Origin of the sequence: Carboxylicivirga mesophila, from assembly GCF_018271975.1 — a bacterium.
In the GTDB taxonomy this organism is placed as follows: Bacteria; Bacteroidota; Bacteroidia; order Bacteroidales; family Marinilabiliaceae; genus Carboxylicivirga; species Carboxylicivirga mesophila.
Window position 1 is genome coordinate 43,196 of the sequence record NZ_JAGUCN010000024.1, and the last position, 22,899, is coordinate 66,094.

23 protein-coding genes are annotated in these 22,899 nt (G+C 40.9%); 15 read left to right on the forward strand and 8 right to left on the reverse strand.

The genetic code is table 11. The features are described from left to right. Positions 1-66: 66 nt before the first annotated feature. Both KEM09_RS17745 and KEM09_RS17750 read right to left on the reverse strand, forming a co-directional pair. Complete coding sequence (locus tag KEM09_RS17745; protein WP_212230326.1) at positions 67-471, reverse strand: hypothetical protein; 405 nt, start codon at positions 469-471, stop codon at positions 67-69. Then, positions 456-968 carry a hypothetical protein gene (locus KEM09_RS17750; RefSeq protein ID WP_212230328.1) on the reverse strand — a complete coding sequence of 171 codons (513 nt, stop codon included), beginning with the start codon at positions 966-968 and terminating at the stop codon, positions 456-458. Before KEM09_RS17750 ends, KEM09_RS17745 begins: the two co-directional genes overlap by 16 nt. 56 nt (positions 969-1,024) lie before the next feature. Here KEM09_RS17750 and KEM09_RS17755 point away from each other — a divergent pair, with 56 nt between their 5' ends. Beyond that, on the forward strand, positions 1,025-1,441 hold the full coding sequence (locus KEM09_RS17755) for a DsrE family protein (RefSeq protein WP_244825088.1): 417 nt from the start codon (positions 1,025-1,027) through the stop codon (positions 1,439-1,441). A 41-nt stretch (positions 1,442-1,482) separates the two neighbouring features. On the opposite strand, the gene rocD is transcribed toward KEM09_RS17755, so the two are convergent. After that, positions 1,483-2,709, reverse strand: a complete 1,227-nt coding sequence (gene rocD / locus KEM09_RS17760; protein ID WP_280516755.1) for an ornithine--oxo-acid transaminase — start codon at positions 2,707-2,709, stop codon at positions 1,483-1,485. Positions 2,710-2,922: 213 nt separating this feature from the next. Between rocD and KEM09_RS17765 the strand changes: the two genes are divergently transcribed. The 5 genes from KEM09_RS17765 to KEM09_RS17785 all read left to right on the forward strand — a co-directional run bounded on the left by KEM09_RS17765 (position 2,923) and on the right by KEM09_RS17785 (position 8,331). Further along, positions 2,923-3,612, forward strand: a complete 690-nt coding sequence (locus tag KEM09_RS17765; RefSeq protein ID WP_212230330.1) for a DUF554 domain-containing protein — start codon at positions 2,923-2,925, stop codon at positions 3,610-3,612. A 23-nt stretch (positions 3,613-3,635) separates the two neighbouring features. Then, entirely contained in the window at positions 3,636-5,072 is a 1,437-nt protein-coding gene (locus KEM09_RS17770; protein ID WP_244825089.1) for a RapZ C-terminal domain-containing protein, read from the forward strand. Between the two features lie 156 nt (positions 5,073-5,228). Then, the gene (locus KEM09_RS17775) at positions 5,229-5,945 is read left to right on the forward strand and encodes a nucleotidyltransferase family protein (protein ID WP_244825097.1); all 717 of its coding nucleotides are present in this window, start codon (positions 5,229-5,231) and stop codon (positions 5,943-5,945) included. Positions 5,946-5,955: 10 nt separating this feature from the next. Further along, the gene (nhaA, locus tag KEM09_RS17780; RefSeq protein WP_212230334.1) at positions 5,956-7,335 is read left to right on the forward strand and encodes a Na+/H+ antiporter NhaA; all 1,380 of its coding nucleotides are present in this window, start codon (positions 5,956-5,958) and stop codon (positions 7,333-7,335) included. 87 nt (positions 7,336-7,422) lie between these two features. Then, positions 7,423-8,331 carry a DMT family transporter gene (locus KEM09_RS17785; protein ID WP_212230336.1) on the forward strand — a complete coding sequence of 303 codons (909 nt, stop codon included), beginning with the start codon at positions 7,423-7,425 and terminating at the stop codon, positions 8,329-8,331. Here KEM09_RS17785 and KEM09_RS17790 read toward each other — a convergent pair. Further along, positions 8,328-9,038 carry a phosphatase PAP2 family protein gene (locus tag KEM09_RS17790; RefSeq protein ID WP_244825090.1) on the reverse strand — a complete coding sequence of 237 codons (711 nt, stop codon included), beginning with the start codon at positions 9,036-9,038 and terminating at the stop codon, positions 8,328-8,330. The two genes, KEM09_RS17785 and KEM09_RS17790, sit on opposite strands and share 4 nt — an antisense overlap. A gap of 158 nt (positions 9,039-9,196) precedes the next feature. On the opposite strand from KEM09_RS17790, the gene KEM09_RS17795 reads away from it, so the two are divergent. The 5 genes from KEM09_RS17795 to KEM09_RS17815 all read left to right on the forward strand — a co-directional run bounded on the left by KEM09_RS17795 (position 9,197) and on the right by KEM09_RS17815 (position 15,877). Further along, on the forward strand, positions 9,197-9,634 hold the full coding sequence (locus tag KEM09_RS17795) for a hypothetical protein (RefSeq protein ID WP_212230338.1): 438 nt from the start codon (positions 9,197-9,199) through the stop codon (positions 9,632-9,634). A gap of 83 nt (positions 9,635-9,717) precedes the next feature. Then, a complete protein-coding gene (locus KEM09_RS17800) occupies positions 9,718-9,990 on the forward strand; it encodes a hypothetical protein (protein WP_212230340.1) in 273 nt (90 codons plus the stop codon). A gap of 84 nt (positions 9,991-10,074) precedes the next feature. After that, entirely contained in the window at positions 10,075-11,580 is a 1,506-nt protein-coding gene (locus KEM09_RS17805; RefSeq protein WP_212230342.1) for an efflux RND transporter periplasmic adaptor subunit, read from the forward strand. An 11-nt stretch (positions 11,581-11,591) separates the two neighbouring features. Then, positions 11,592-14,702 (forward strand): efflux RND transporter permease subunit, encoded by a 3,111-nt coding sequence (locus tag KEM09_RS17810; protein WP_212230344.1) that lies wholly within the window; start codon positions 11,592-11,594, stop codon positions 14,700-14,702. Beyond that, the gene (locus tag KEM09_RS17815) at positions 14,699-15,877 is read left to right on the forward strand and encodes a TolC family protein (protein ID WP_212230346.1); all 1,179 of its coding nucleotides are present in this window, start codon (positions 14,699-14,701) and stop codon (positions 15,875-15,877) included. The genes KEM09_RS17810 and KEM09_RS17815 overlap by 4 nt, the downstream gene beginning before the upstream one ends. 75 nt (positions 15,878-15,952) lie before the next feature. Here KEM09_RS17815 and KEM09_RS17820 read toward each other — a convergent pair whose 3' ends face one another. Beyond that, a complete protein-coding gene (locus KEM09_RS17820; RefSeq protein ID WP_212230348.1) occupies positions 15,953-16,303 on the reverse strand; it encodes a translation initiation factor in 351 nt (116 codons plus the stop codon). 79 nt (positions 16,304-16,382) lie between these two features. Between KEM09_RS17820 and KEM09_RS17825 the strand changes: the two genes are divergently transcribed. The 3 genes from KEM09_RS17825 (at position 16,383) to KEM09_RS17835 (ending at position 18,686) form a co-directional block, all read left to right on the forward strand. Beyond that, positions 16,383-17,081 carry an HAD family hydrolase gene (locus KEM09_RS17825; protein WP_212230350.1) on the forward strand — a complete coding sequence of 233 codons (699 nt, stop codon included), beginning with the start codon at positions 16,383-16,385 and terminating at the stop codon, positions 17,079-17,081. A 408-nt stretch (positions 17,082-17,489) separates the two neighbouring features. Beyond that, positions 17,490-17,900, forward strand: coding sequence for a DUF2721 domain-containing protein (locus KEM09_RS17830; RefSeq protein WP_212230352.1), 411 nt, complete (start codon positions 17,490-17,492; stop codon positions 17,898-17,900). Between the two features lie 111 nt (positions 17,901-18,011). After that, entirely contained in the window at positions 18,012-18,686 is a 675-nt protein-coding gene (locus KEM09_RS17835; protein WP_212230354.1) for a DUF4382 domain-containing protein, read from the forward strand. Between the two features lie 73 nt (positions 18,687-18,759). Here the strand turns inward: KEM09_RS17835 and speB are convergent, their stop codons facing one another. From speB to KEM09_RS17850, 3 genes are all read right to left on the reverse strand, one after another. Then, positions 18,760-19,617: an agmatinase gene (speB, locus tag KEM09_RS17840; RefSeq protein ID WP_212230359.1), complete on the reverse strand. Its 858-nt coding sequence runs from the start codon at positions 19,615-19,617 to the stop codon at positions 18,760-18,762. Further along, complete coding sequence (locus tag KEM09_RS17845; RefSeq protein WP_212230361.1) at positions 19,607-21,019, reverse strand: type III PLP-dependent enzyme domain-containing protein; 1,413 nt, start codon at positions 21,017-21,019, stop codon at positions 19,607-19,609. The genes speB and KEM09_RS17845 overlap by 11 nt, the downstream gene beginning before the upstream one ends. A gap of 91 nt (positions 21,020-21,110) precedes the next feature. Next, the gene (locus tag KEM09_RS17850) at positions 21,111-22,157 is read right to left on the reverse strand and encodes an SDR family oxidoreductase (protein WP_212230363.1); all 1,047 of its coding nucleotides are present in this window, start codon (positions 22,155-22,157) and stop codon (positions 21,111-21,113) included. Positions 22,158-22,165: 8 nt separating this feature from the next. Here KEM09_RS17850 and KEM09_RS17855 point away from each other — a divergent pair, with 8 nt between their 5' ends. Continuing rightward, complete coding sequence (locus tag KEM09_RS17855; RefSeq protein ID WP_212230365.1) at positions 22,166-22,894, forward strand: GntR family transcriptional regulator; 729 nt, start codon at positions 22,166-22,168, stop codon at positions 22,892-22,894. The last annotated feature ends 5 nt before the right edge of the window (positions 22,895-22,899 follow it).

A 22,899-nucleotide genomic window follows, 5' to 3' on the forward strand; every position in this document is an offset into this window, starting at 1 on the left:
TGGACAAAGTTAATAATGAGATTAAGTTTTTTAGAGTTTTTTGTATTAAGAATCGTTAACGACCACCTAATCAGTATTAAGCCATTTTAAAGCTGCCTCTTTGGTGGAGAATTGTTCACGTTTTATTTTTGAGTTCTCCGGCAGCCACGAAAATAGCATGGCATAGGCGGTAACTTTAGGATCCTGCACGCAAAAAGCTGTTTTAACAGATTTGCATTGCAAAGTTTTTTCCTCTGCTTTTTTCGATAGCAGGCTTATTTCATCTAACCTTAAGTCAATGGATGCATTTCTTAGATCATAAAACACCTTTAATTCATCGGGTAAAGTATGCAGACTGCCTAACTCATCCAGAAAATCATACAAGTCATAAATTGTAGAAGGGCCATCGATGGAAACGTGAAGTATATCATTAATAAAGGCGTATGAAATCATAGGTCGCGCTATAAGTATTGGTTCTACTGTGTTATCCATTGTTTAAACTCTTTGGACATGAGCATCTGCTGGATAATATTGATGAGAGTTTGGTTGGGCAGATCCTTTAGAAACATTTGAACTTCGTCTTCTGATACATTGGCTTTTGTTATTAAAGCTTTTAACCGCTTTAATGAGGCGCCGGTTAATTCATCTTCAAAGGGTAACCACAAAAAGCTAAGATTGTTTAAATCTCCTGCGTTACTCAATTCTGTTGATGATTCCAGCTTTATTTTTAGTTCCTCAATGATTGTGGACAGTGTTGTTTTGCAATCTGTTTTGACCGGATCTGTGGTGCCTGATTCGTCTCTCAACGCCCAGCTGCTGTAAGCATAATCTATTTTGTCAAGCGCCGCTACCTGTGGCGAATTGCTGCCAAAGCACGAGGCTGTTAAAAGAATTGTTGCTTTCTTCCAGGAGATCAAATCAAACTCACGGTCGTCAATTTTAGAAAGTTGTTGTTGCAATAAATTCAAATAGGAGGCAGCCGTATTCATAATTGCGTTTTTCGTTTAATACAATGATATTGAGTTCTAAATTAAAAAATTAAAAAATGAAGCATTTAATAGTTACACTGTTTTTGATGACGGTACCTTTATTTGGGACGACAGCTAATAAAAAGGAGATGAGGGAAGCAGACAAGCTAATGATAATTTGGAGCAGTGGCGACAGAGATGTGGCACTGAAGGTGTGTTTTATGTATACTAATGCTGCGAAAAAAATGCAGTGGTTTGATGAAGTTTACCTGATTGTGTGGGGACCTTCTGCACAGTTGCTGGCTAATGATAAAGAGCTGCAAGAACAATTGAAAATAATGCAGAATAACGGTGTTGTGGTTGAAGCCTGCGTTAATTGTGCCGATATGTACGGCATTAGTGATGAGTTGAGAGCCTTAGGCGTTGAAGTCAAAGGAATGGGCAAGCCTTTAACCGAACGATTAAAAGCCAATTGGAAGCAGTTGAATTTCTGACAAGAAAAAAGCCGACCATGGAGGTCGGCTTTATAATCTATTTAAGCAAACTGTGCTAATGTTTTTTTAATAATGTCAATAGCTTCGCGCAATTGTTCTTCGTTAATTACCAAAGGAGGAGCAAAGCGTATAATGTGCTCGTGTGTAGGTTTGGCAATCAGTCCGTTTTCTTTCATTGCTACACATACATCCCAAGCTGTTTTACCATTTTTAGGCTTGATAGCTACCGCATTTAACAAACCTTTACCACGTACCAGCTCTATCATATCGGATTCGATGCTTAGCATTTCTTCACGGAAAATTTTACCAAGGCGCTCAGCATTTTCAGCTAGCTTCTCGTCTTTAATAACGTCAAGAGCTGCAATGGCCACTTTACATCCAAGTGGATTTCCGCCATATGTTGAGCCATGCTCACCTGGTTTAATTACCAGCATTACATCGTCATTGGCCAATACTGCTGAAACAGGGAATACACCACCCGAAATAGCTTTACCTAAAATCAGTACATCTGGTTTAACTCCTTCGTGATCGCAGGCCAGTAATTTACCTGTACGTGCAATACCAGTCTGTACTTCATCAGCAATAAACAGTACATTTTTAGCCTTACACATCTCATAGGCTTTCTTCAGATAGCCTTCATCTGGTACAAAAACCCCTGCTTCACCCTGAATAGGTTCTACCAGAAAACCAGCTACATTAGGATCTTCTAATTCTTTGGCTAGTGCATCCAAGTCATTGTATGGTACAGTTACAAATCCAGGGGTATATGGACCGAATCCTTTGTACGAATCAGGATCGGTTGACATTGAAATGATTGTAATAGTACGGCCATGAAAGTTATCGGCACAAACGATGATTTTTGCCTGATTCTCAGGAATACCTTTTTTGTCGTATCCCCAGCGACGACAGAGCTTTAGTGCAGTTTCATCAGCTTCTGCACCGGTATTCATCGGTAATACTTTATCATAACCAAAGTATTTAGCCATGTACTCTTCAAACTCACCTAATACGCTGCTATAGAATGCTCTTGATGTTAGTGTTAGCTGTTGAGCTTGTTCAGTTAGTGCATTAATGATTTTAGGGTGGCAGTGACCCTGATTTACCGCCGAGTAGGCTGAAAGAAAGTCAAAATAACGCTTGCCTTCAACGTCCCACACGTAAATACCTTCGCCTTTTTCAAGTACAACTGGTAGTGGATGGTAATTGTGTGCGCCGTACTTATCTTCACGAGCAATATAATCTGCAGGTGTCATTTTCTTGTCGGTCATAACAAAGATTTAAAAAGGTTATTATTCTCTAATTTATTTGGTTTGCTAGCAAAAATAGGAGAATTAGCGAGAAAAAAATGCCTTGAAAAGCTGAGTTTTATCATATTCGATGAGATTGCATCACGTAAAATAGATGCGCTGAAATGAAAAACAATTTCGCATTTAGTTGATATTAATTTATTTTTATCGGATTAATCACGAAAAACTAATAGAATGCTGTTTGGAGGAACACTGGTAAATGTGCTAACAGTGCTGGCAGGAAGCGCCATTGGAATACTGATAGGAAATCGCATTCCTGAAAAAATGACGAAAACTGTTTTTCAGGCTATTGGGCTTTTTACCATTGTTTTGGGCGTTGGTATGGCTGTTAAAGGACAAATGCTATTGATTATAGTGTTTAGTCTCATCATTGGTACCATTTTAGGTGAGTTGATGTCGCTGGACAAGCAAGTTGATGAGTTATCAGGAGTACTTAAAACAAAATTACGCTTAAAAAATCCAAAGTTCGCTGAAGGTATGCTAACAGCGTTTTTGCTTTATTGCGTAGGATCGATGACGATTGTGGGCGCAATAGACGAAGGTATGGGCAATGGGTCAGAGGTATTAATGACTAAGGCACTTATGGATGGCTTTTCATCCATAGCTCTGGCTTCTGTTTTTGGAGTAGGAGTTAGTATGTCGGTGGTGCCTCTCCTTATTTTTCAGGGTGGTATAACGTTGCTGGCCTATTGGTTGGGAGACTTTATAGGCAAGGATGTGATTACTGAATTAACGGCTGTAGGCGGTATTTTGTTAGTTGGATTGGGAATTAATATTTTAGAAATAAAGCAAATACGAATAATGAATATGTTGCCATCGTTAATTGTGGTGGTAGTACTGATTTGGCTTAATGCCTATCTGTAAACAGATTAATAAAACAACACACCTTGGAAAAAGATACAAAGTCAATATTGATAGGGCTATTTGAGAAATGGGCTGGTGAAGAAGCGCGGTCTTTTGTTATGTTACCTCCTTCGGGTTCTTACCGTGAATACTACCGGATTGCCGGTCGCACCAAATCAGCCATGGGAGCCTATAATGCCGATGCAAAAGAAAATCAGGCATTTTTGGAGTTTTCAAAGCACTTTAAGAACAGACAACTGCCAGTACCTGCTATTTATGGTGTTGATATGGATCATCATGTCTATCTGCAGGAAGATTTGGGCGATGTAACGCTCTATAGTTTTTTGCAAGGTATACGCAAAGGCAAAGCTTTTCCTGAAGAACTGGTAAGTTTCTATAAAAAAACCATTAAGAAGCTTATTTGCTTTCAAGTAAAAGGTGGCGAAGGGCTTGATTACAGCAAGTGCTATCCACGGCAGGCATTTGATAAGCAATCGATGTTATGGGATTTACACTATTTCAAGTATTACTTCTTAAAACTGGCGCGGATTCCTTTCGATGAGCAAGCGCTGGAAGATGATTATCATCGTTTGATCGACTTTTTATTGGAGGTGGATCATGACTATTTCCTCTACCGCGATTTCCAGTCGCGTAATGTGATGGTGGTGGATGATGAGCCTTGGTTTATTGATTATCAGGGAGGCCGTAAAGGTGCCTTGCAGTATGATTTGGCTTCATTATTATTTGATGCCAAGGCTGATATGCCGAATAGTGTTCGTGAAGAGTTACTTAATTTTTATGTTGAGGAACTGGGTAATCACATATCGGTTGATAAGCACGAGTTTAAACAACATTATCAGGGTTATGTATTAATTAGAATTATGCAGGCCATGGGAGCCTATGGTTTCAGGGGCTTTTATGAAAAGAAAGAGCACTTTCTAAAGAGTATACCTTATGCTATAAATAATCTGAAGTATTTGCTGGAGACGATTGATTTGGGCATTGAACTGCCTACGCTTTTTTCAGCTCTTACCAATGTTACTGAATCGGAGGAGCTCATGACCATTGGACAACGTAGCTCTCTGTTAACGGTGCGCATTAGCAGTTTTTCCTATAAAAGAGGTATCCCGGTTGATGTGTCTGGTAACGGAGGTGGCTTTGTATTCGATTGTCGTGCTATTCATAATCCCGGTCGTTATCCTGAATATGCTGATAAAACAGGCAAAGATGAAGAGGTGATTGCTTTTTTCGGTAAAGAACCTGAGATGGCTGATTTTCTGAATGATGTGTTTTCCCTTGTAGATAAGTCGGTAGAGAAATATATCTCCAGGGGATTTAAAAACCTGATGGTTAATTTCGGATGTACCGGCGGACAGCATCGTTCAGTCTATAGTGCCGAACAGTTGGCTTCCCATCTTCAACATAAATACAAGTTAAATGTTGAATTAAAACACGTAGAGCAAGATATGAAGAAGCGATAGTTTTGATATGGGAAAGAAGAAATGTAAAGATGTGGATAAGTTGAAAAATCCGATTATTAAAGACAGTCATAAGTACGAATGCAAAAAGTGTGGGCTAGGCTCTAAAAAAGAGGAAAACCTGTGCAAGCCAAAAAAAATTAAGAAGTAGTGAATGCCATGATATTTGCGGCGGGTCTGGGTACCCGTCTGAAACCTCTTACCAATCAACTCCCTAAAGCACTGGCTCCTTTCAACGGGCAACCTTTGTTGGCTCATGCCATCAATAGTCTAAAGGGTCTCAGTATTGAACGCATTGTAGTGAATGTACACCATTTTGCAAGCCAAATTATTGATTACATTGAAAGCAATGATTGGTGGACTGAAGTGCTCATTTCCAATGAATCAGATGAACTGCTGGATACGGGGGGTGGACTATTGCGAGCCCAATCTTTATTCATTCCAAATAAGTCAATACTAGTAAGAAATGTAGATATTGTCACATCTACAAATCTAGAAAGTTTCATATATTCGCATCAGCAAAATGGCAATGATGCAACTTTGATGGTAAAGAACCGTAATACATCACGTTACCTGCAGTTTAATAATGATATGCAACTTTGTGGTTGGCGAAATGCCAAAACAGGTGAGCACATCGAAGTGCTGGCTTGTGATCACCTAAAGGAAATGGCCTTTAGTGGGATACACATGATTGAACCACATTTGCTTAATAAATTAGGAGGAGAGCGGGTTTTTTCAATCATCAAAGCATACCTGCAATTGGCACAGGATTTGCAAATCAGGGGCTTTTCTGTAGCTGATGATGACGCCTGGTTCGATGTAGGAACCATTGAAAAATTAAGACAAGCAGAACAATATTATAAATCAGGGAAATAATTAGAACAATATGAACGAAATTCAAAGTGGAACCGGGAGGCGGAGGTTAGGCGACCCGCTTCAGCAATTTATTAAGTTTTTCACTAATGGTAGTGCCTTATTAATGATGGCAACTGCAGTAGCCGTTATCTGGGCTAATGTTGATCATGACAGCTACCACCATTTCTGGCATAGTACTTTTGGTATATCATCAGGATTGTTTTCTGTTGAAATGGGACTGACGCACTGGATTAATGATGGACTCATGGCCATCTTCTTCTTTGTGGTTGGTTTGGAGATTAAACGTGAGTTTTTGGCTGGTGAGCTAAGTTCTTTTAAGCAGGCTTCATTGCCAATATTTGCTGCTATCGGCGGGATGGTGGTGCCAATCATCTTATACTTCAGTTTTGGGTTTGAAGGTACAGCCTCTAAAGGATGGGGTATTCCAATGGCTACCGATATTGCGTTTTCATTAGGTATTTTGTCCCTTCTGGGAAAACGCGTTCCGCTGGCTTTAAAGGTGTTTCTGACCGCATTGGCCATTGTTGATGACCTTGGAGCTGTTTTGGTTATCGCACTGTTTTACGGTGGCGATTTGAACTGGACGTACCTGATGATAGCTGGTATTCTGTTATTGGTATTAACAGTTGCCAATCTAAAAAATATTCAAGACCTGAAGATCTACACTTTCTTAGGCTTTATTATTTGGTACCTGTTTTTGCAGTCAGGTGTTGATGGTCCGGGTTCAGGCTTACATGCTACTATTGCCGGTGTGCTTATTGCCTTTACCATTCCTGCTCGTCCAAAGGTACATATCAACGAATTTTTGGCACGCATCAAGTCCGGGCTGACACGCTTCGATTCGGTTCCTAAGAGTGAAAACGAACGTGTGTTGACCGATGATCAGTTGTACGCCATTAATGATGTTGAGTACAGTGTAAAAAAGGTTCAGAGTCCATTGCAATATATCGAGCACCAATTCCATGGTTTTATAAGCTTATTCGTCCTGCCAATATTTGCTTTGGCAAACGCGGGTGTTACCTTGGTGCATCATGGCGATGGAGGCGGTGACGTATTTACAACTTTATCGTTTGCCATAGCCTTTAGTCTGGTAGCCGGAAAGGGTATTGGTATCACGGTATTTTCATGGTTGGCTGTTCGATTGGGCTTTGCTGTAAAGCCTAAAAGATCATCATGGATGTCATTCCTTGGACTGGGTTTCCTGGGAGGTATTGGTTTTACCATGTCCATCTTTATTGCCAGCCTTGGCTTCAAGGAGAGTGCCGAACTGCTTAATCAGGCTAAAATAGGTATCTTTGTTGGTTCTATTGTGGCTGGTCTGTTTGGTTTTTATTTGTTGAAATACTCGTTGAAAAAAGACGAAGAGCGGAAGCCAATTCCAACACGATAATAATATCAATTAAAGGAGTGTGAATAACACTCCTTTTTTATTTGCTACGATTATCAGACTATATACATTTGCAACTTTACTAGCTTCATGAATCAATATATTACATCGCATTTGGGAGAGCTGGCAGCTCTGATTACAGCTGTATGCTGGACGTTTACCTCACTTTCATTTGAGTCTGCTGGTAAAAAGGTGGGATCAATGTCTGTTAATATCATTCGATTGGTAATGGCAATCGGTCTACTTGGTACACTGCAATATATTCGTTTTGGTTACTTCTTTCCTGAAGGAGCTACCAGTTATCAATGGATATGGTTATCAATAAGTGGCTTGGTTGGCTTTGTAATTGGAGATATGTTGCTGTTTCAGGCTTTTGTAGTAGTAGGGGCACGTATTTCAATGCTGGTTATGTCATTATCACCACCTTTGGCAGCGTTGTTTGGCTGGTTGTTGCTGGGCGAGCAACTATTGATGAGTCACATAGTGGGCATGGTGGTTACTATTTCCGGCATTGCACTGGTAATTTTAGGAAAGCCCGTCAAAGGCAAACGTATTGAGGTTAAGTATCCGGTTCGTGGAGTTTTACTGGCTTTTGGCGGTGCAACAGGCCAGGGGTTAGGACTGGTACTAAGTAAATTAGGAATGGGAGATTATGATCCTGCATCGGCCACTATGATACGCGTTATTGCCGGTACCATTGGTTTTGCAGTGCTCTTCATCTTTACGGGTCACTGGCCAAAAGTTATTAAAGCAATCACATACGGAGCTGCCATGGTGCGTATTTCCATTGGTGCTTTCTTTGGTCCATTTCTGGGTGTTTCATTTTCGCTGTTGGCCATCAAATATACTACAACAGGTGTTGCTTCGACAATTATGTCAATTGTGCCCGTATTAATTATACCACCAGCCATCTTACTGTTTAAAGAAAAAGTATCACTAAAAGAGGTGGCAGGAGCGACATTGGCTGTTTTGGGAGTCGCAGTGCTGTTTTGGTTCTAACCTGTAATTTTCAGCATCACCTTGGCTGCTGTGAGCAAAGTACCTGTCATAATGATGATGGTGAAGAAAATCAACCTGGCATCAGTGCCGAATGATTCAGCCAGTCCCGACTTCAACAGGCGTTTGTTATGATGCGATATAACCACAAACCGTGGTATAACTCTCAGGTAAAGGCCATATATAATTCGTCCCAGAATAATGCCCAGTAAGAATCCTCCAATGATATCGCCAGGGAAGTGTACGCCCATGTAAATGCGTGAATAGGCGTTAATCGTTGCCCAAAGGAAAATAAATAGGGTGTAAGCTTTGTTTCTGAATAGAAGTGATGTAAACATGGCTAAGCCAAAGGAGTTTGTGGCATGAGATGATACAAAGCCATATAAACCACCCCGTTTGCCATTTATTAAGTGTATCAGGTACTTTAGTTCTTCATCGTGCGAGGGGCGTAACCGTTCAACTCCGTTCTTAAACACATTGGTTGATATCTGATCGCATAATACGATTAATACTGCTATGGCTAGCATGGTAACTAATCCGCGTACACCATGGTTCTTAAAAATCACATAGGCGATGACTAAATATAGAGGTAACCATACTTCTTTACTGGTAAACATCCAAAAGAAGTTGTCCCAATAGCCATTGTGAAAACTGTTTAAAAATAGAAGAAGTTCTTTATCCAGTTCGATTAACGATTGCAAAAGCCCCATGTTTTTCAATTTAGATCCCGAAATTAAACTTTTCTAATTGAAATATCAGTTGTCTGATTAAGAATAATAAAATTTAATACACTCTTTCACTAAGTATTGCTGTTAAAAAGTTATTAAAATGTAACAAGGCTCGTTAAAAAAATTGTATAATTGCAACCATGCATAAGTGGCGTTCACATATGGCATTTCTTCTATTGGCGATATACAGTGTTGTTTTCGCCCATAATGTTATACCCCATCATCATCATATGGACTTGGGGGCCAATGTGGTGGCAATGTTTTGTGACGAAGATGCCACGCATCATCACCACGAAGGCCATGGCTCTCATCAGCATCATTTCTCCGGTATTCAGCATAGTGATGCTAACCTGACACATGAGCATAATAATGAGGAGCATGCCGCTTGCCATTTTGATGTGCGACCGGTGGCAGCTAAATCACTTGATTTTCATCCTTACCTGGTTGTTAATCATACTTTTCAGTTGCAGGTATCAGTAAAAGAACTTCCTAAATACGATATTGATCACAGCCCGATTAAGTTTCCCGAGGGCTACAATTTCGCGGTCCCGTTGAGGGCACCGCCTGTCTCTGTATGATTTGTTTCTAAGAAATTAACAACCATTGTATTCAATATAGGATGGTTGCAACTTACTATTTACTAACATTCAATCTTTAAATCATGCAGAAATTACTATTTATTCTGGCTGTATCAGCCTTAATTCTATCATCGTGTGGAACCAAAAAAGCAGAGCAAAAAGAAGGTACTCATGTTCATGAAGACGGAAGCGTTCATGAAGCACACGAGCATGCCACTCCTCAGCAGGAAACTTTCGAAGTTAAAGAGAAAGGTTGCTCGGCTGAATGTGCCAAAGATAGTTGCGACAGCGCAACAAAATCTGAAGAGAAGCACGACCACGACCATGAGCATGGCCATGATCATTCACACGAGTAGAAGGTATTAGCAAACTTAAGCAGGATTTGTACCTGTTTTAAGTTTGCTTTACACACGACAAAGATTGAATTAAAAAATATTTTGATGAAAATACATTATATAATTGGGTACCTGTTGATGGCTGTTATCTTATCAGCATGTAACAACAGTCCCCAGTCAACACATGATGCACATAGTCATGATGATATGACTATTCCATACACCGGTTATTCAGAGAGTGTGGAAATTTTTGTGGATGCACAGCCTTTAGCCGTTGGGGCTAATTCGCAGCTGATTGTGCATATAACGGACCTGAAATCGTTTAAGCCTGTTGATATTCAGGATATAACCATATCACTAGTTATTGGAACAAAAGGTGTGAGGATTAAAAGTGAATCACCTGTTCAGCAGGGTATATTCAAAGTTGTAATTCAACCAACAACCGCTGGTGCCGGGCAACTCCGTTTTGAATTTAATAAGGATGGGGCAGTGCATCAGGTGCTTATTCCTGACGTAAAAGTATATTCTAATGAACACGATGCTGTTCACCTGGCAGAAGAAGATCTGCCATCATCTCCCAATGCCATTGCATTTACTAAGGAACAATCCTGGAAGGTTGAGTTTGAAACCCGGCAGGTGCAACGCATACCTTTTGGTGCTGTTATTAAGGTGCCGGCTAAAGTAAGTGCATCACCCATCAATCAGCGAATTGTGGTGGCCAAATCATCAGGTATTGTTCTGTTTACCTCAGGTATTATATCTGTTGGTCAAAAACTGAACAAAGGGGAATGGGCATTTACTATTGCCGGACAAGGCTTAACGGAGAATAATTCAGTTCTGCGTCTGCAAGAGGCCAAAGTGGAATATGAGACTGCGAAATCTGATTATGACAGGGATAGACGCTTGTATGAGAAAAAAATTGTTTCAGAACGCTCACTGCTTGAGTCAAAGGCGCGTTATGAAAAGGCATCAACACAATGGAATAATCTTCAAAGTGCTATTGGAACAAAGGGTGAGAAGGTGCGGGCTCCTGGTAAAGGGTTAGTTCATGCGGTTCATGTACAGAATGGAGAGTTTGTATCGGCTGGTACGCCCCTGTTTACTATTGTTGAAAATAAACGAATGCTGTTAACTGCAATGGTAAGACTAAGTAAGGTGGCCGAACTGTCTGCCATTAATGACGCTACCATCGAAACGAATTCGGGAGAGGTGTATGAGCTGCAGGATTTAAACGGACGGATTGTTTCTGTTGCCCAGTCAATTAACGAAGAGGCTTATTTATTACCTGTAACAATTGAAGTTGACTATAATCACGATCTTTTAAGTAGTGGTTTTGTAAACGTGTACTTGAAATCTGATGAAACAAATGAAGAGATAGTTGTCCCGGAAACGGCTCTCGTTGAGATGCAAGGCTTATTCTTTGTATACGTGCAGTTAACTCCTGAACTGTTCGAACGTCAACAGGTAAAGCCTGGAAAAAGTGATGGCCGGAATTGTCTTATTCAAGCGGGTTTGACAGGCAGGGAGCGTATTGTAACCAAAGGAGCTACCTTGGTGAAACTGGCAGCTGTATCTAATACTGTTGACGCCCATGCCGGGCATGTACATTAGGAGGACAAGCTATGTTAGATACAATCATAAAATTTTCGCTCCACAATAAGCTGATGGTACTTTTGGGAGCAGTAATCCTAATGTTGGGCGGCCTGTATACAGCCAACAATATGGATGTGGATGTATTCCCGGATTTGACTGCCCCAACAGTGGTGGTGATGACCGATGCCCATGGCAAGGCAGCTGAAGAGGTGGAGCGCCTGGTGACATTCCCAATTGAGACGGCTGTTAATGGCGCTACTGATGTGAGAAGAGTGCGCTCGGCCAGCTCACATGGCTTTTCGTTTGTATGGGTTGAGTTCGATTGGGGAACAGATGTGTTTAGAGCAAGGCAGATTGTCAGTGAGAAACTGGTGACTTTGGCTGGTCAACTGCCACTGGGTATCTCTCAGCCGGTTCTGGCGCCTCAGTCAAGTGTTATGGGGGAAATCCTGTTTATAGGTTTGCAATCTGATAGTACGGATAAGATGACATTGAGGACTATTGCCGATTGGCAGGTGAAGCCTTTGTTGCTGGCAACTGGCGGAGTCTCTCAGGTAACAATTATTGGAGGTGACTATAAACAGTATAAAGTACTGGCCGATCCGCATAAGATGATGCATTATGGTGTGACATTAGATGAACTGGCCAATGTGTGTCGTGGTATTAGCCAAAATAGTACCGGAGGAGTTATGCGGGAATATGGTAATGAATATGTTGTTCGTGGAGTCGGGCGAAGTGATGACCTTGAGGTATTGGGTAATTCGCTAATCAGACAAAATAACGGACAGCCTGTGTACGTATATGATGTGGCTGATGTTGTTATAGAACCTGCTGTTAAGATGGGGTACGCTTCTCAGAATGCTACACCGGCGGTAATCTTGTCAATATCAAAGCAGCCGAATACCAATACGCTCGAATTAACCGAGAGGATTGAAGCTAACCTGCATACACTGTCAGAAACGTTACCCGCTGACGTCAGACTGGATACAAAAATATTTCGCCAGGCTGATTTTATTGAAACATCAGTAAATAATGTGCAACGTGCTCTTATTGAGGGGGGATTGTTTGTTGTTATCATCCTGTTTTTGTTTTTGGGAAGCTTCAGAACCACAGTTATTTCATTGCTGGCCATTCCCTTGTCTCTGCTAGGCGCAGTGATCACATTAAAGTATCTGAACCTGAACATAAATACGATGAGCCTTGGTGGTATGGCCATTGCCATTGGTTCGCTGGTAGATGATGCCATTATTGATGTAGAGAATGTATACAAACGCCTGCGACAGAATCATCAGTTGGCCAAAGAAAAACGTGAATCAACGCTTACAATCGTTTATGAAGCATCAAAAGAGATTAGAGCTTCCATATTAAATGCGACTTTGATTATTATAGTGGCGTTTGTGCCGCTGTTCTTCTTATCTGGTATGGAAGGGCGTATGTTACGGCCATTGGGTATTGCTTATATTGTTGCTCTGTTCATGTCGCTAATCATAGCCATGACAACTACTCCGCTATTGTGTCGTTTATTATTGACGGGCGATAATTACCTGAACCGTAAAGAAAAAGACAGTCGCTTAACGCGATCTCTGCAAAACGGCTATCAAACATCATTGCATTGGGCTTTGAGGCATAAAGCAGGATTTCTGATAGTGTCTGTTATAGCGTTTATTGTATCAATGGGTGTTTTAGGCACTATGGGACGTAGCTTCTTACCTGAATTTAACGAAGGTGCTCTTACTATCTCAGCTGTCAGTCAGCCTGGTGTTTCTTTAGAGAAGAGTAATGAACTTGGTAATCTCATCGAAACCGAATTGCTGGATATACCTGAGGTCACCAGTACAGCCCGTCGTACTGGGCGCGGAGAACTGGATGAGCACTCACAAACAACCAATAGTGCAGAGATTGATGTTAATTTTATTGTTGGTGAGCGTGGGCAGGAAGCTTTTATGGCTGAAGTACGTCATAGGCTGGCTAATGTGCCTGGAGTAGCCACTACTGTTGGACAGCCATTGGGGCACCGCATTGATCATATGTTGTCGGGTACACGGGCTAATATTGCCATCAAGCTGTTTGGGCAGGATTTAAATCAACTGTTTGTGTTAGGTAACCAGCTTAAGGCAGCAATAAGCGATATTGAAGGATTAGTGGATGTAAATGTTGAACAACAAACCGAAGTTCCGCAGATTCAGATTAAGGCTGATAGAGGTAAGCTGGCCATGTATGGGATCACGCTTAATGAGTTTAATGAATTTATAGATGTGGCTTTTGCCGGAGAAAAGCTGGCTGATATATATGAAGGACAGCAGAGTTATGATTTGCTGTTACGCTTCAATCATGATTATACCAATTCAATTGAAGGTTTAAAGAAGGCTTTGATTGATGCCGGTGATGGCAAAAAAGTGCCACTCGAAGAAGTGTCTCAAATCAGCTCTGCTGCAGGACCTGGCATTATCACCCGCGAAAATGTTCAGCGTAAGCTGGTCGTATCCGCGAATGTGGCTGAACGTGATTTAAGAAGTGTAGTAAATGACATCAGGGAAGAGGTGAAGCAAAAAATAAGCCTGCCTGATGGCTACCGCATAGAGTATGGCGGGCAATTTGAGAGTGAAGCGAAAGCATCGCAAACACTGATGTTGACGTCTTTTATGGCTATCTGTATCATCTTCCTCTTGCTGTATCAGGAATTTAAAAACATGCAGTTGGCGGCTATTATACTTATCAACCTGCCACTGGCTTTAATTGGAGGTGTTTTTGCCATTAAGTTCACATCGGGTATTGTTAGTATTCCAGCTATCATCGGATTTATTACCTTGTTTGGTATTGCTACGCGTAATGGCATATTGCTGATATCCAATTATCAGCACATGAAGATAGATAAGTTGGGATTAACTGATCTGGTGGTGCATGGTTCGGTTGATCGTTTAAATCCGATACTTATGACAGCTCTTACAGCTGCCCTGGCACTGATACCATTGGCACTAAATGGCGATCAACCCGGAAACGAAATACAAAGCCCGATGGCTAAAGTGATATTGGGCGGTCTGCTCACTTCTACTTTATTAAATATGTATGTGATACCAATCGTGTATTACCTGTTACAAAAAAGAAAATCAGCTAGTGCTGCGAAAGGAGGTTTGTTATGAAGCGTTTATTGATTTTAAACTTACTATTGGTATCTATACACCTGGCAGGTCAAAATTCCATTCCGCAGTTGATTGAACAGGTGGAGCTGAATAATCTGATGTTGAAATCGCTGCGGGCACAAACTGACGCACTCATTATGGGCAATAAAACGGGGATGAATCCCTCCAATCCTGAAGTGGAGTACATCTACCAGTGGGGTAATACCAACCAGTTGGGTAATAAGCAGGAGTTTCATGTCAGACAGAGTTTTGACTTTCCTACTGCTTATCGCTATCGCAAGCAAATGAGAGAAAATCTTAATGAGCAGGCCGAAATGCAATACCTCCATGCTTATAATAGAGTGATGCTCTCTGCTCAACAGGTTCTATACAGATTGATCTACCAGAATGCGCTGGAAGAGGAGTTTCAGAAACGATTGAAGCATGCTGAACAAATTGCGAAGGCTTACCAGCTGAAGTTTGAAGAAGGGGATGCCAATATATTGGAGCTAAACAAGGCCAATATTAATTTGCTTAATGCCCGCAATGCTCTTGCCCGGATTCAGTCCGACAAGCAACTGCAGGAAGAGCAACTGCAGCAAATCAATGGTGGTATAGCTATTGAGTTTAACACAAAGTTGTGGCCATTAGCGCCACTGCCCGAAAATTACGATGACTGGTTTAATGCTAATGCCGATATCATACCGTTACTAGGTAGTTTGCAAGATGGACTGGAAGCTAACCGATATAATGAGAAGCTAAATAAAGCGATGTACTTGCCTAAACTAACAGGTGGCTATAGTGCCGAAACGGGTGCTGTAGATAAATTCCGCGGTGTGAATGTCGGATTAACGATTCCGTTGTGGGAAAATAAGAATACAGTAAAAGAAGCCAGGCTAACTACACTGGCATTGGAAAATCAGATGGCTGATACGCGTTTACAACTTTATCACGGGTTAAAAGCAATTTATTTAAAAGCCGGTAACATGAAGGCTGTTGCAGCAGATTACCGAAGTGCCATGGAAGCACTGAACAATACTGAACTGCTGCAGATAGCCCTTGAAAATGGTGAGATAAGTATTCTGGAATATATGATGGAGTTAGGTATTTACTATGAGGCTGTGGAAAATGCGCTTAATGCCGAACTGGATTATTACCTGAGTGTGGCACAAATGAATGCTTTCCAGATAAACTGATAAAGCGTGAGATATGTAATAAACCGTTCCTGTAGTTAATGTTGGACAGGAACGGTTTTTTTCTTAATCAGGTAATTAACCGCCGGCCTTTTTGACTTTGTAGCCATCGTTTTTAAGTAACTCAACTACTTTATCTCTAAAATCGCCCTGTATCAATATCTCACCATTTTTGGCAGAGCCACCAACGCCGCATTTACTTTTAAGCATTTTACCCAGCTCTTTCAGGTCATCTTCATGGCCAATAAAGCCGGTTATCAGGGTTACTTTTTTGCCACCTCGTTGCTTCTTGTCAAGCATCACTCGTAAATCCTGTTCCCGTGGTTCAAGCGTTTCTTCCTGTTCATCCTCGTTATATTGGTACTCAAAATCCTGGTTGGTTGAAAAAACAACACCATCCAGGTTTTTCCACTTCTTTTTCTTTGCCATCTTTGTAATGTGTTTTTGCAAATGTAATAACAAACGAAGGATTAGTTTAAATTCCACGAACCATTCTTTATAGTAGGCTATGAATAAGATACCGGGAATAAAAGTGATTGCTTTTGATGCGGATGATACACTCTGGGAAAATGAAACCTTCTTCAGAGAAGCCGAAAATCAATTTGCCGAACTGATAAAAGACTATGCACCCAGAGACGAGGTGCTTCGGATTTTATACGAAGTAGAGATGGCCAACATGCCGGTTTATGGTTATGGTATCAAAGCTTTTATTTTATCACTGATTGAAACAGCTCAGTTCTTGTCCGGTTATCGTATTACAGCGCGCCAAACCAGCGAATTGATTGACCTGGGTAAAGAGATGCTGAACAAGCCGGTTGTGTTACTTGATGGTGTTGAAGAGGTATTGCAAACCTTGCATGGAAAGTATAAGCTGATTGTGGCCACCAAAGGCGATTTGCTGGATCAGGAGCGGAAACTAAAAAAGTCGGGCTTACTCCAATATTTTCACCATATTGAGGTGATGAGTGATAAGCATACGGAGGCCTACCGGTCATTAATAGCTCACCTTGACTGTCAGCCCAAGGAAGTGCTGATGGTTGGAAATTCGCTCAAGTCAGATGTATTGCCCATTTTGGAATGTGGCGGATGGGGGGGACATATTCCGTTTCATACCACCTGGCATCACGAGCTGGTGACCGATGAGGTGGTGTCCGAACAATTCTATGAACTTACGTCTATAAAGCAATTGCCAGAGTTGGTTTTGTAGAAAAGAATTGAACGCAATTAGGGGTGTATCTATAGATTGGTGGTATAGGTGAGCGAATTTTACTATGTGATTGAATGGGAGTATTTTGTGATTTCGATACGTTGTGCAGTTTTTTACTAACAGAGCTTCGTCCCCTGGCGGTGTCCTAAATTGTTAGCTAATAGGTGCTCTATTAATGTTCAACCCCATCCGGGGTTGTATCATACTAGCAGATGGTGTTTTATTAAGTTTCGACCCCATCCGGGGTCGCATATTGCAGGCTTGTGAGCTTTATTACTTTGCTCATCATTATCCTCCATCGTCGGTCCCCTGTCTTCAGTCCCTATTCTTTCTAAAACTTTGTTAAAAACGACTACAATGCCGAACAAAGCTATTCATGCGTTGGTTTCTCACTAATAAAAAATGATTATGGAAGCCTTAACATTAACAACTCCTGCATTGCTGTTTTCAGCAGTATCACTCATCTTATTAGCTTATACCAACCGTTTTTTAGGCTATGCAAGCCTGGTGCGTCAACTTTACGAGAAGCTAAAGGCCAATCCGGATCAGGTATTACTTGATCAGATAATGAACCTTCGGAAGCGCTTATACCTCATAAAAAACATGCAGTTATTGGGTGTTGCAAGCCTTATGTTTTGTGTCCTTTCTATGTTTCTTATCTACATCGAAGTTTTTTTACCCGCTGCTTATGCTTTTGGTCTGGGACTTCTTTTATTGATTATCTCCTTATTGTTATCTGGTTGGGAAATTAAAATATCGGTAAAAGCACTTGATTTGCACTTGAATGATATGGAGCACTTTGGTGAAGACAATTCGTAAGTAGATCAGGCAGTTCATTAAGCAATATCCATTAATAAAAGCAAACGAACGTTAATGGCATCATATATGGCACAGGCTTTGATAATCACTTCGCGTTAAAACTGATTTAGTATGAAGAATAAATTTATCAACCTAAGTGTATTGGCTTTGCTCGCACTGGGTGTAATAGCTTGTTCAGATGATGATAGCCAATCTCCTGAATCAAAAAACGCTACATTGTTGATGAAATCATCAGCTGTGAACCTTAAAACGGCTTACGAAATAACCTTCGCGGAGGCAACAATACACGTTGAAGAGGTTGAATTTGAGTCATTGGAAATTGATGGTGACGATTTTGATGTAGATTTTGAAGGACCTTTTGCAATTGATTTGTTGACCGGTAATAGCCAGCCTAAGATTCCAACTGCTTATCTGTTGCCAGGTAAGTATGAGGAGGTAGAGGTAGAGTTAGATGATGATATATCACCAAATATTCAGGTGGCAGGTAGTCAGTACATTGATGAGGAAAATTCAATTGACTTCGTATTTACGGCCGATGAAGATATTGATTTCGAAGCTGAGGCAGAAGATATTGGTCAGACTTACTTATTCGAAGTAGTAGAGGGTGAGAACATTAACATCGTTATGGAATTTAAACTTAACGAATGGTTTAAAGGTGTTGAGTTCTCGTCAGGTATAGCTAATGGAGAAGGTGTTGTAGTAGTTAGCAAAACGGAAAATGAACAATTGTACCAGCAGATCATTCGCAATATTGAGCAATCAAAATTGCTGGTGTATGCTGATTAAGCCATAGTGTATTAATAAAAGAATGCCACAGTTCATTATGAGCTGTGGCATTTTTTATTGTAAACATTGATTGTTATTTCTTGGCAAAAAACTTGTAGGATATGAGTTTGTAATAGAGCTTGGCTACCAGAAAATCAGGTGCATGTAAGCCATCAATAGGCGCAAACTCTACAATGTCAAAACCCACAATATTCTTCTTTTCAAATACCCTTTTTAGAAAACGCATGGTGGTATCCCACGACAAGCCACCAGGCTCAGGTGTCCCTGTAGATGGCATTATAGACGGGTCAAAAGCATCCAGATCAATGGTTAGGTAAACATCATCAGTCATTAACTCAATGCAATTATCCATCCATTCTTCGGTACCATAAATATTTTCAGCAAAGAAACACTTTTCTTTATTTATAAAAGGCTTCTCAATAACATCCATACTGCGGATACCAACCTGCACCAGGTTAGTTGTTTTGGAGGCCTTGTGCAGGGCACATGCGTGATTGTATTCACTTCCCATGTATGATGGACGAAGATCTGAGTGCGCATCCAGTTGCAATACTGTCAGGTTATCGTATTTCTCACGATAGGCCTCAATAGCACCAATGCTTACCGAATGTTCGCCACCAAAGAAGGTGATGAACTTATTAAGTTCAAGCAGCTCTTTTGTTTTGGCATACACTGCTTCATACACCTGTTCAGGGCTCCGGTTTTCATCAATGGCTGGCAGAATGTGAATACCCTTCTGATATACTTCTGAGTCGGTTTCAATATCATAAAACTCAAGGTTGGGAGTGGTATTGATAAATACCTCAAAGCCCTTATCGGCACCTTTACCCCAGGTGCTGGTGCCATCGTATGGTATAGGTTGAAGCAGTATTTCTGCCTCATCCAGCGATATGTATTTATCGTCTATATCTCCAAAAATCCTAGTCTTCATCTAGATAGCCTAAAATATCCAACATTTCACGAACCGATTGCTCTTCACGATACACGGTGTCTACAATATTACCAGTATCATCGCGATCGATAATAACATGCTTGGGTGCAGGTATCAGGCAATGCTTAATACCACCATAGCCACTCACCGAATCCTGATAGGCACCTGTGTGGAAGAAACCCAGGTATAAAGGCTCTTCATCTGAATCCTTATAACTTGGTAACAGCACCTCCTGGTTAAAATCTTCAGAGTTATAATAGTCGGAGTGATCACAGCTGATGCCACCAATATTTACCCGGCCATATTCATTGTTCCATTTGTTAACAGGCAGCAAAATAAACTTTTCCTGAATCGACCAGGCATCAGGAATGGTGTTCATCAGACTGTTGTTGATAATGTACCAGTTCTCTGTATCGTTTTGCTGTTTTTGCTCCAGTACCTCAAAAATGATTGCACCTGCTTCACCCACCGTGTATTTACCAAACTCGGTGTAAATATCCGGTTCCATCACGTTCTCTTTTGTACAGGCGGTTTTAATGTTTGAGATGATCTCATGTATCATATACTCGTAGTTGTACTCAAAGCCAAGGTGGTTACGAATTGGAAATCCGCCGCCCAGGTTGAACGATTCGAGATCGGCGCATTCTTTTTTCAACTCTACATACAGCTTCAGCGCCTTCTGAAATTCGCCCCAGTAATATGGCGTGTCTTTAATACCCGAATCAACGAAAAAGTGCAGCATTTTCAGCTCAACCTTTTCACTAGGCTTGATTTTCTCTTTATAGAAGTCCAGTATCTTATTATTTTGAATACCCAATCTCGATGTATAATAGGCCGATTGCGCTTCTTCGTTAATGGCCATGCGAAGCCCGATTTTAATCTTTTGCTTCGATTTCAGTTTCATCAGGCGCTCAAACTCGTTAATGCTGTCCAGCACAATGATAGAGTTTGTAAAACCCGACTCCTGCAGTTTAATGATTTTCTTCAGGTAATCATCGGTTTTGTAACCATTATGAACGGTGATAATATCTTTGTTGATTTTACCTTTTTTGTGAAGATAGCGCACCAAATCAATATCGAATGAAGAGGACGTTTCAATATTCACATTGTGCTTAAGGGCTTCATTTATCACGTGGTTAAAGTGATTACACTTTGTACAGTAACAAAAATGGTATTTGCCCTTGTAGGCATTGTTTTTAATAGCACGGTTAAACAGGTTACGTGCTTTTTTGATTTGGTCACCAATTTTTGGTAGGTAAATAAATCGGAATGGGGTACCATACTTTTCAATCAGGTATTTCAACGATACACCGTGAAAAGTAAGATAATCATTCTTAAGGTCGAAACCCTCCTGAGGAAAGTAAAAACTTTGCTCAATCAAATCAAAATACGTGTTCTTCATTTAGGTAATCCCAAGTAGTATTTTATTAATATTTATATCGCAGCAAATGTATTTAAAATACCAGTAATATATAGTATTGAAAAAATAAATATCAGCTTTGTTTAACCACTTCATCAAAATAATCTTTCAAATGCCTGCTGCCATGGGGTGGAGCGACATTGTCCATCGCCATGGCACTCATAAAAAACTCAAATGGTCCATAGGTTTTTGATGAGGTAAAATTTCGTAGTAACCAAATACTGAATCGGCGTGTCCAATCGGGTAAATGTCGAATTTTTATGGGCTTATTCCACGCCTTTAATGCCATGGCAGCTAATTCTTTTTGCGACAAAACCTGAGGTCCGCCCACCAATACTTCGTGCTCACCGTTTTCGAGGGCATTAATGCAGGCATGAGCTAAATCCTCACCATGAATGGGGTTAAGCCGGTAGTGACCATCCCCAAATAAGTAAACAGTTCCTTTTTTTGCCATGCTCAAAAAGTCCTGCATATCAGAGAAGAAGCCGTTGGGCCTCACAATGGAGTAGTCTATACCTGATGCTTTCAGTTCATCAACAAAGCGCTCTTTTGCTTCAAATATCTTCAGGTGCCTCAGTCTATCGCCATTTATCGCCGATACATACATAAAACGCTCTACCTGTGATTGTTTCGCTTCAGCCAGTAAATTAGCATTTCCCTGATAGTCAACATCCATATATGTGAGGCCATCTTTCTGGCGGGTTATTCCCACTGTTGATATTACGTAGTCTGTTGTATCACAAATTCCATTGATACTATCAGGTTGGGTAATCTGACCAATAACAAATTCATTAACATCACTAAATAATGATTGTTGTGCCTCTTTGCGGATAAGTACCCTTACCCAGTAGCCTCTGGTTTTTAGTTCTTGCACAAGAAAACGTCCTAGGTAGCCGGTGGCGCCTGCCACTATTACTCTTTTTGTTGGTTCTTTCATAACTGATTGGTTAGTGTTGTTATAACCAAATGTAGTGCTTTCCAGGCAATAGTTGCTGGGCTGTGGTTGCAGGAAGCCGTTCAATCGTTCTTTTAATGGTGACAAATGTTTAAATCTGGCAGAATTCTTGCGATTACCATTGGACTGTATATTTCCATTAAATACATTCGTATGTTCAAACATATGCACAAATGAAGCTAGCAATTGACCACAACAGCCCGATTCCTTTGCACGCACAGGTTGAAATGCTGTTGAGAAAGATGATTGAGTTGCCTGAATACAAAAACGGTGGCTTATTACCCCGAGAAGTGGATTTGGCTAAACGCCTGGGTATTTCACGCAATACCTTAAGGCAGGCTACCAATAAACTGGAGTACGAAGGGTTGCTTATTCGTAAAAAGGGTATTGGTACCAAGGTGGCCGAAAAAAGTATTACCACGAATCTCGACAACTGGATGAGCTTCACCCAGGAAATGTCGGTACAAGGGGTGAGCTTTAAAAACTACGCATCTGAAGTAAAACTGGTTAAGGCGGATGCAAAAGTTGCATCATTCTTTGATATTGATGAAGGAGTGGAAGTGCTTTGTTTGTCAAGATTAAGAGGTGATAAGGAAGGACCTTTTGTTTATTTTGAAAGTTACTTTCATCCTCGTATTCAAGTGAGCCCTGATGAGGACTTTACCCGACCTCTATACGAGATACTGGAGAATGACTATAATGTAATTCCCACCACATCAAAGGAGAAGATTAAAGCCAGGTCGGCCACCGTAATAACAGCTAAACGCTTAGCCATAAAACCTGGTGAACCTGTGCTGGTGCGTGAGCGCTATGTATCCGATCCGGGCGGGCGACCCGTTGAATACAACATTGGCTTCTACCATGCCGAGAAATTTACCTATTCGATCACAATCACACGATAATTATA

Coding starts and splice junctions, on each gene's coding strand:
- KEM09_RS17745 (WP_212230326.1), bottom strand. CDS start 471: ATGGATAACACAGTAGAACCAATACTTATAGCGCGACCTATGATTTCA.
- KEM09_RS17750 (WP_212230328.1), bottom strand. CDS start 968: ATGAATACGGCTGCCTCCTATTTGAATTTATTGCAACAACAACTTTCT.
- KEM09_RS17755 (WP_244825088.1), top strand. CDS start 1,025: ATGAAGCATTTAATAGTTACACTGTTTTTGATGACGGTACCTTTATTT.
- rocD (WP_280516755.1), bottom strand. CDS start 2,709: ATGACCGACAAGAAAATGACACCTGCAGATTATATTGCTCGTGAAGAT.
- KEM09_RS17765 (WP_212230330.1), top strand. CDS start 2,923: ATGCTGTTTGGAGGAACACTGGTAAATGTGCTAACAGTGCTGGCAGGA.
- KEM09_RS17775 (WP_244825097.1), top strand. CDS start 5,229: ATGATATTTGCGGCGGGTCTGGGTACCCGTCTGAAACCTCTTACCAAT.
- nhaA (WP_212230334.1), top strand. CDS start 5,956: ATGAACGAAATTCAAAGTGGAACCGGGAGGCGGAGGTTAGGCGACCCG.
- KEM09_RS17785 (WP_212230336.1), top strand. CDS start 7,423: ATGAATCAATATATTACATCGCATTTGGGAGAGCTGGCAGCTCTGATT.
- KEM09_RS17790 (WP_244825090.1), bottom strand. CDS start 9,038: ATGGGGCTTTTGCAATCGTTAATCGAACTGGATAAAGAACTTCTTCTA.
- KEM09_RS17795 (WP_212230338.1), top strand. CDS start 9,197: ATGCATAAGTGGCGTTCACATATGGCATTTCTTCTATTGGCGATATAC.
- KEM09_RS17800 (WP_212230340.1), top strand. CDS start 9,718: ATGCAGAAATTACTATTTATTCTGGCTGTATCAGCCTTAATTCTATCA.
- KEM09_RS17805 (WP_212230342.1), top strand. CDS start 10,075: ATGAAAATACATTATATAATTGGGTACCTGTTGATGGCTGTTATCTTA.
- KEM09_RS17810 (WP_212230344.1), top strand. CDS start 11,592: ATGTTAGATACAATCATAAAATTTTCGCTCCACAATAAGCTGATGGTA.
- KEM09_RS17815 (WP_212230346.1), top strand. CDS start 14,699: ATGAAGCGTTTATTGATTTTAAACTTACTATTGGTATCTATACACCTG.
- KEM09_RS17820 (WP_212230348.1), bottom strand. CDS start 16,303: ATGGCAAAGAAAAAGAAGTGGAAAAACCTGGATGGTGTTGTTTTTTCA.
- KEM09_RS17825 (WP_212230350.1), top strand. CDS start 16,383: ATGAATAAGATACCGGGAATAAAAGTGATTGCTTTTGATGCGGATGAT.
- KEM09_RS17830 (WP_212230352.1), top strand. CDS start 17,490: ATGGAAGCCTTAACATTAACAACTCCTGCATTGCTGTTTTCAGCAGTA.
- KEM09_RS17835 (WP_212230354.1), top strand. CDS start 18,012: ATGAAGAATAAATTTATCAACCTAAGTGTATTGGCTTTGCTCGCACTG.
- speB (WP_212230359.1), bottom strand. CDS start 19,617: ATGAAGACTAGGATTTTTGGAGATATAGACGATAAATACATATCGCTG.
- KEM09_RS17845 (WP_212230361.1), bottom strand. CDS start 21,019: ATGAAGAACACGTATTTTGATTTGATTGAGCAAAGTTTTTACTTTCCT.
- KEM09_RS17850 (WP_212230363.1), bottom strand. CDS start 22,157: ATGTTTGAACATACGAATGTATTTAATGGAAATATACAGTCCAATGGT.
- KEM09_RS17855 (WP_212230365.1), top strand. CDS start 22,166: ATGAAGCTAGCAATTGACCACAACAGCCCGATTCCTTTGCACGCACAG.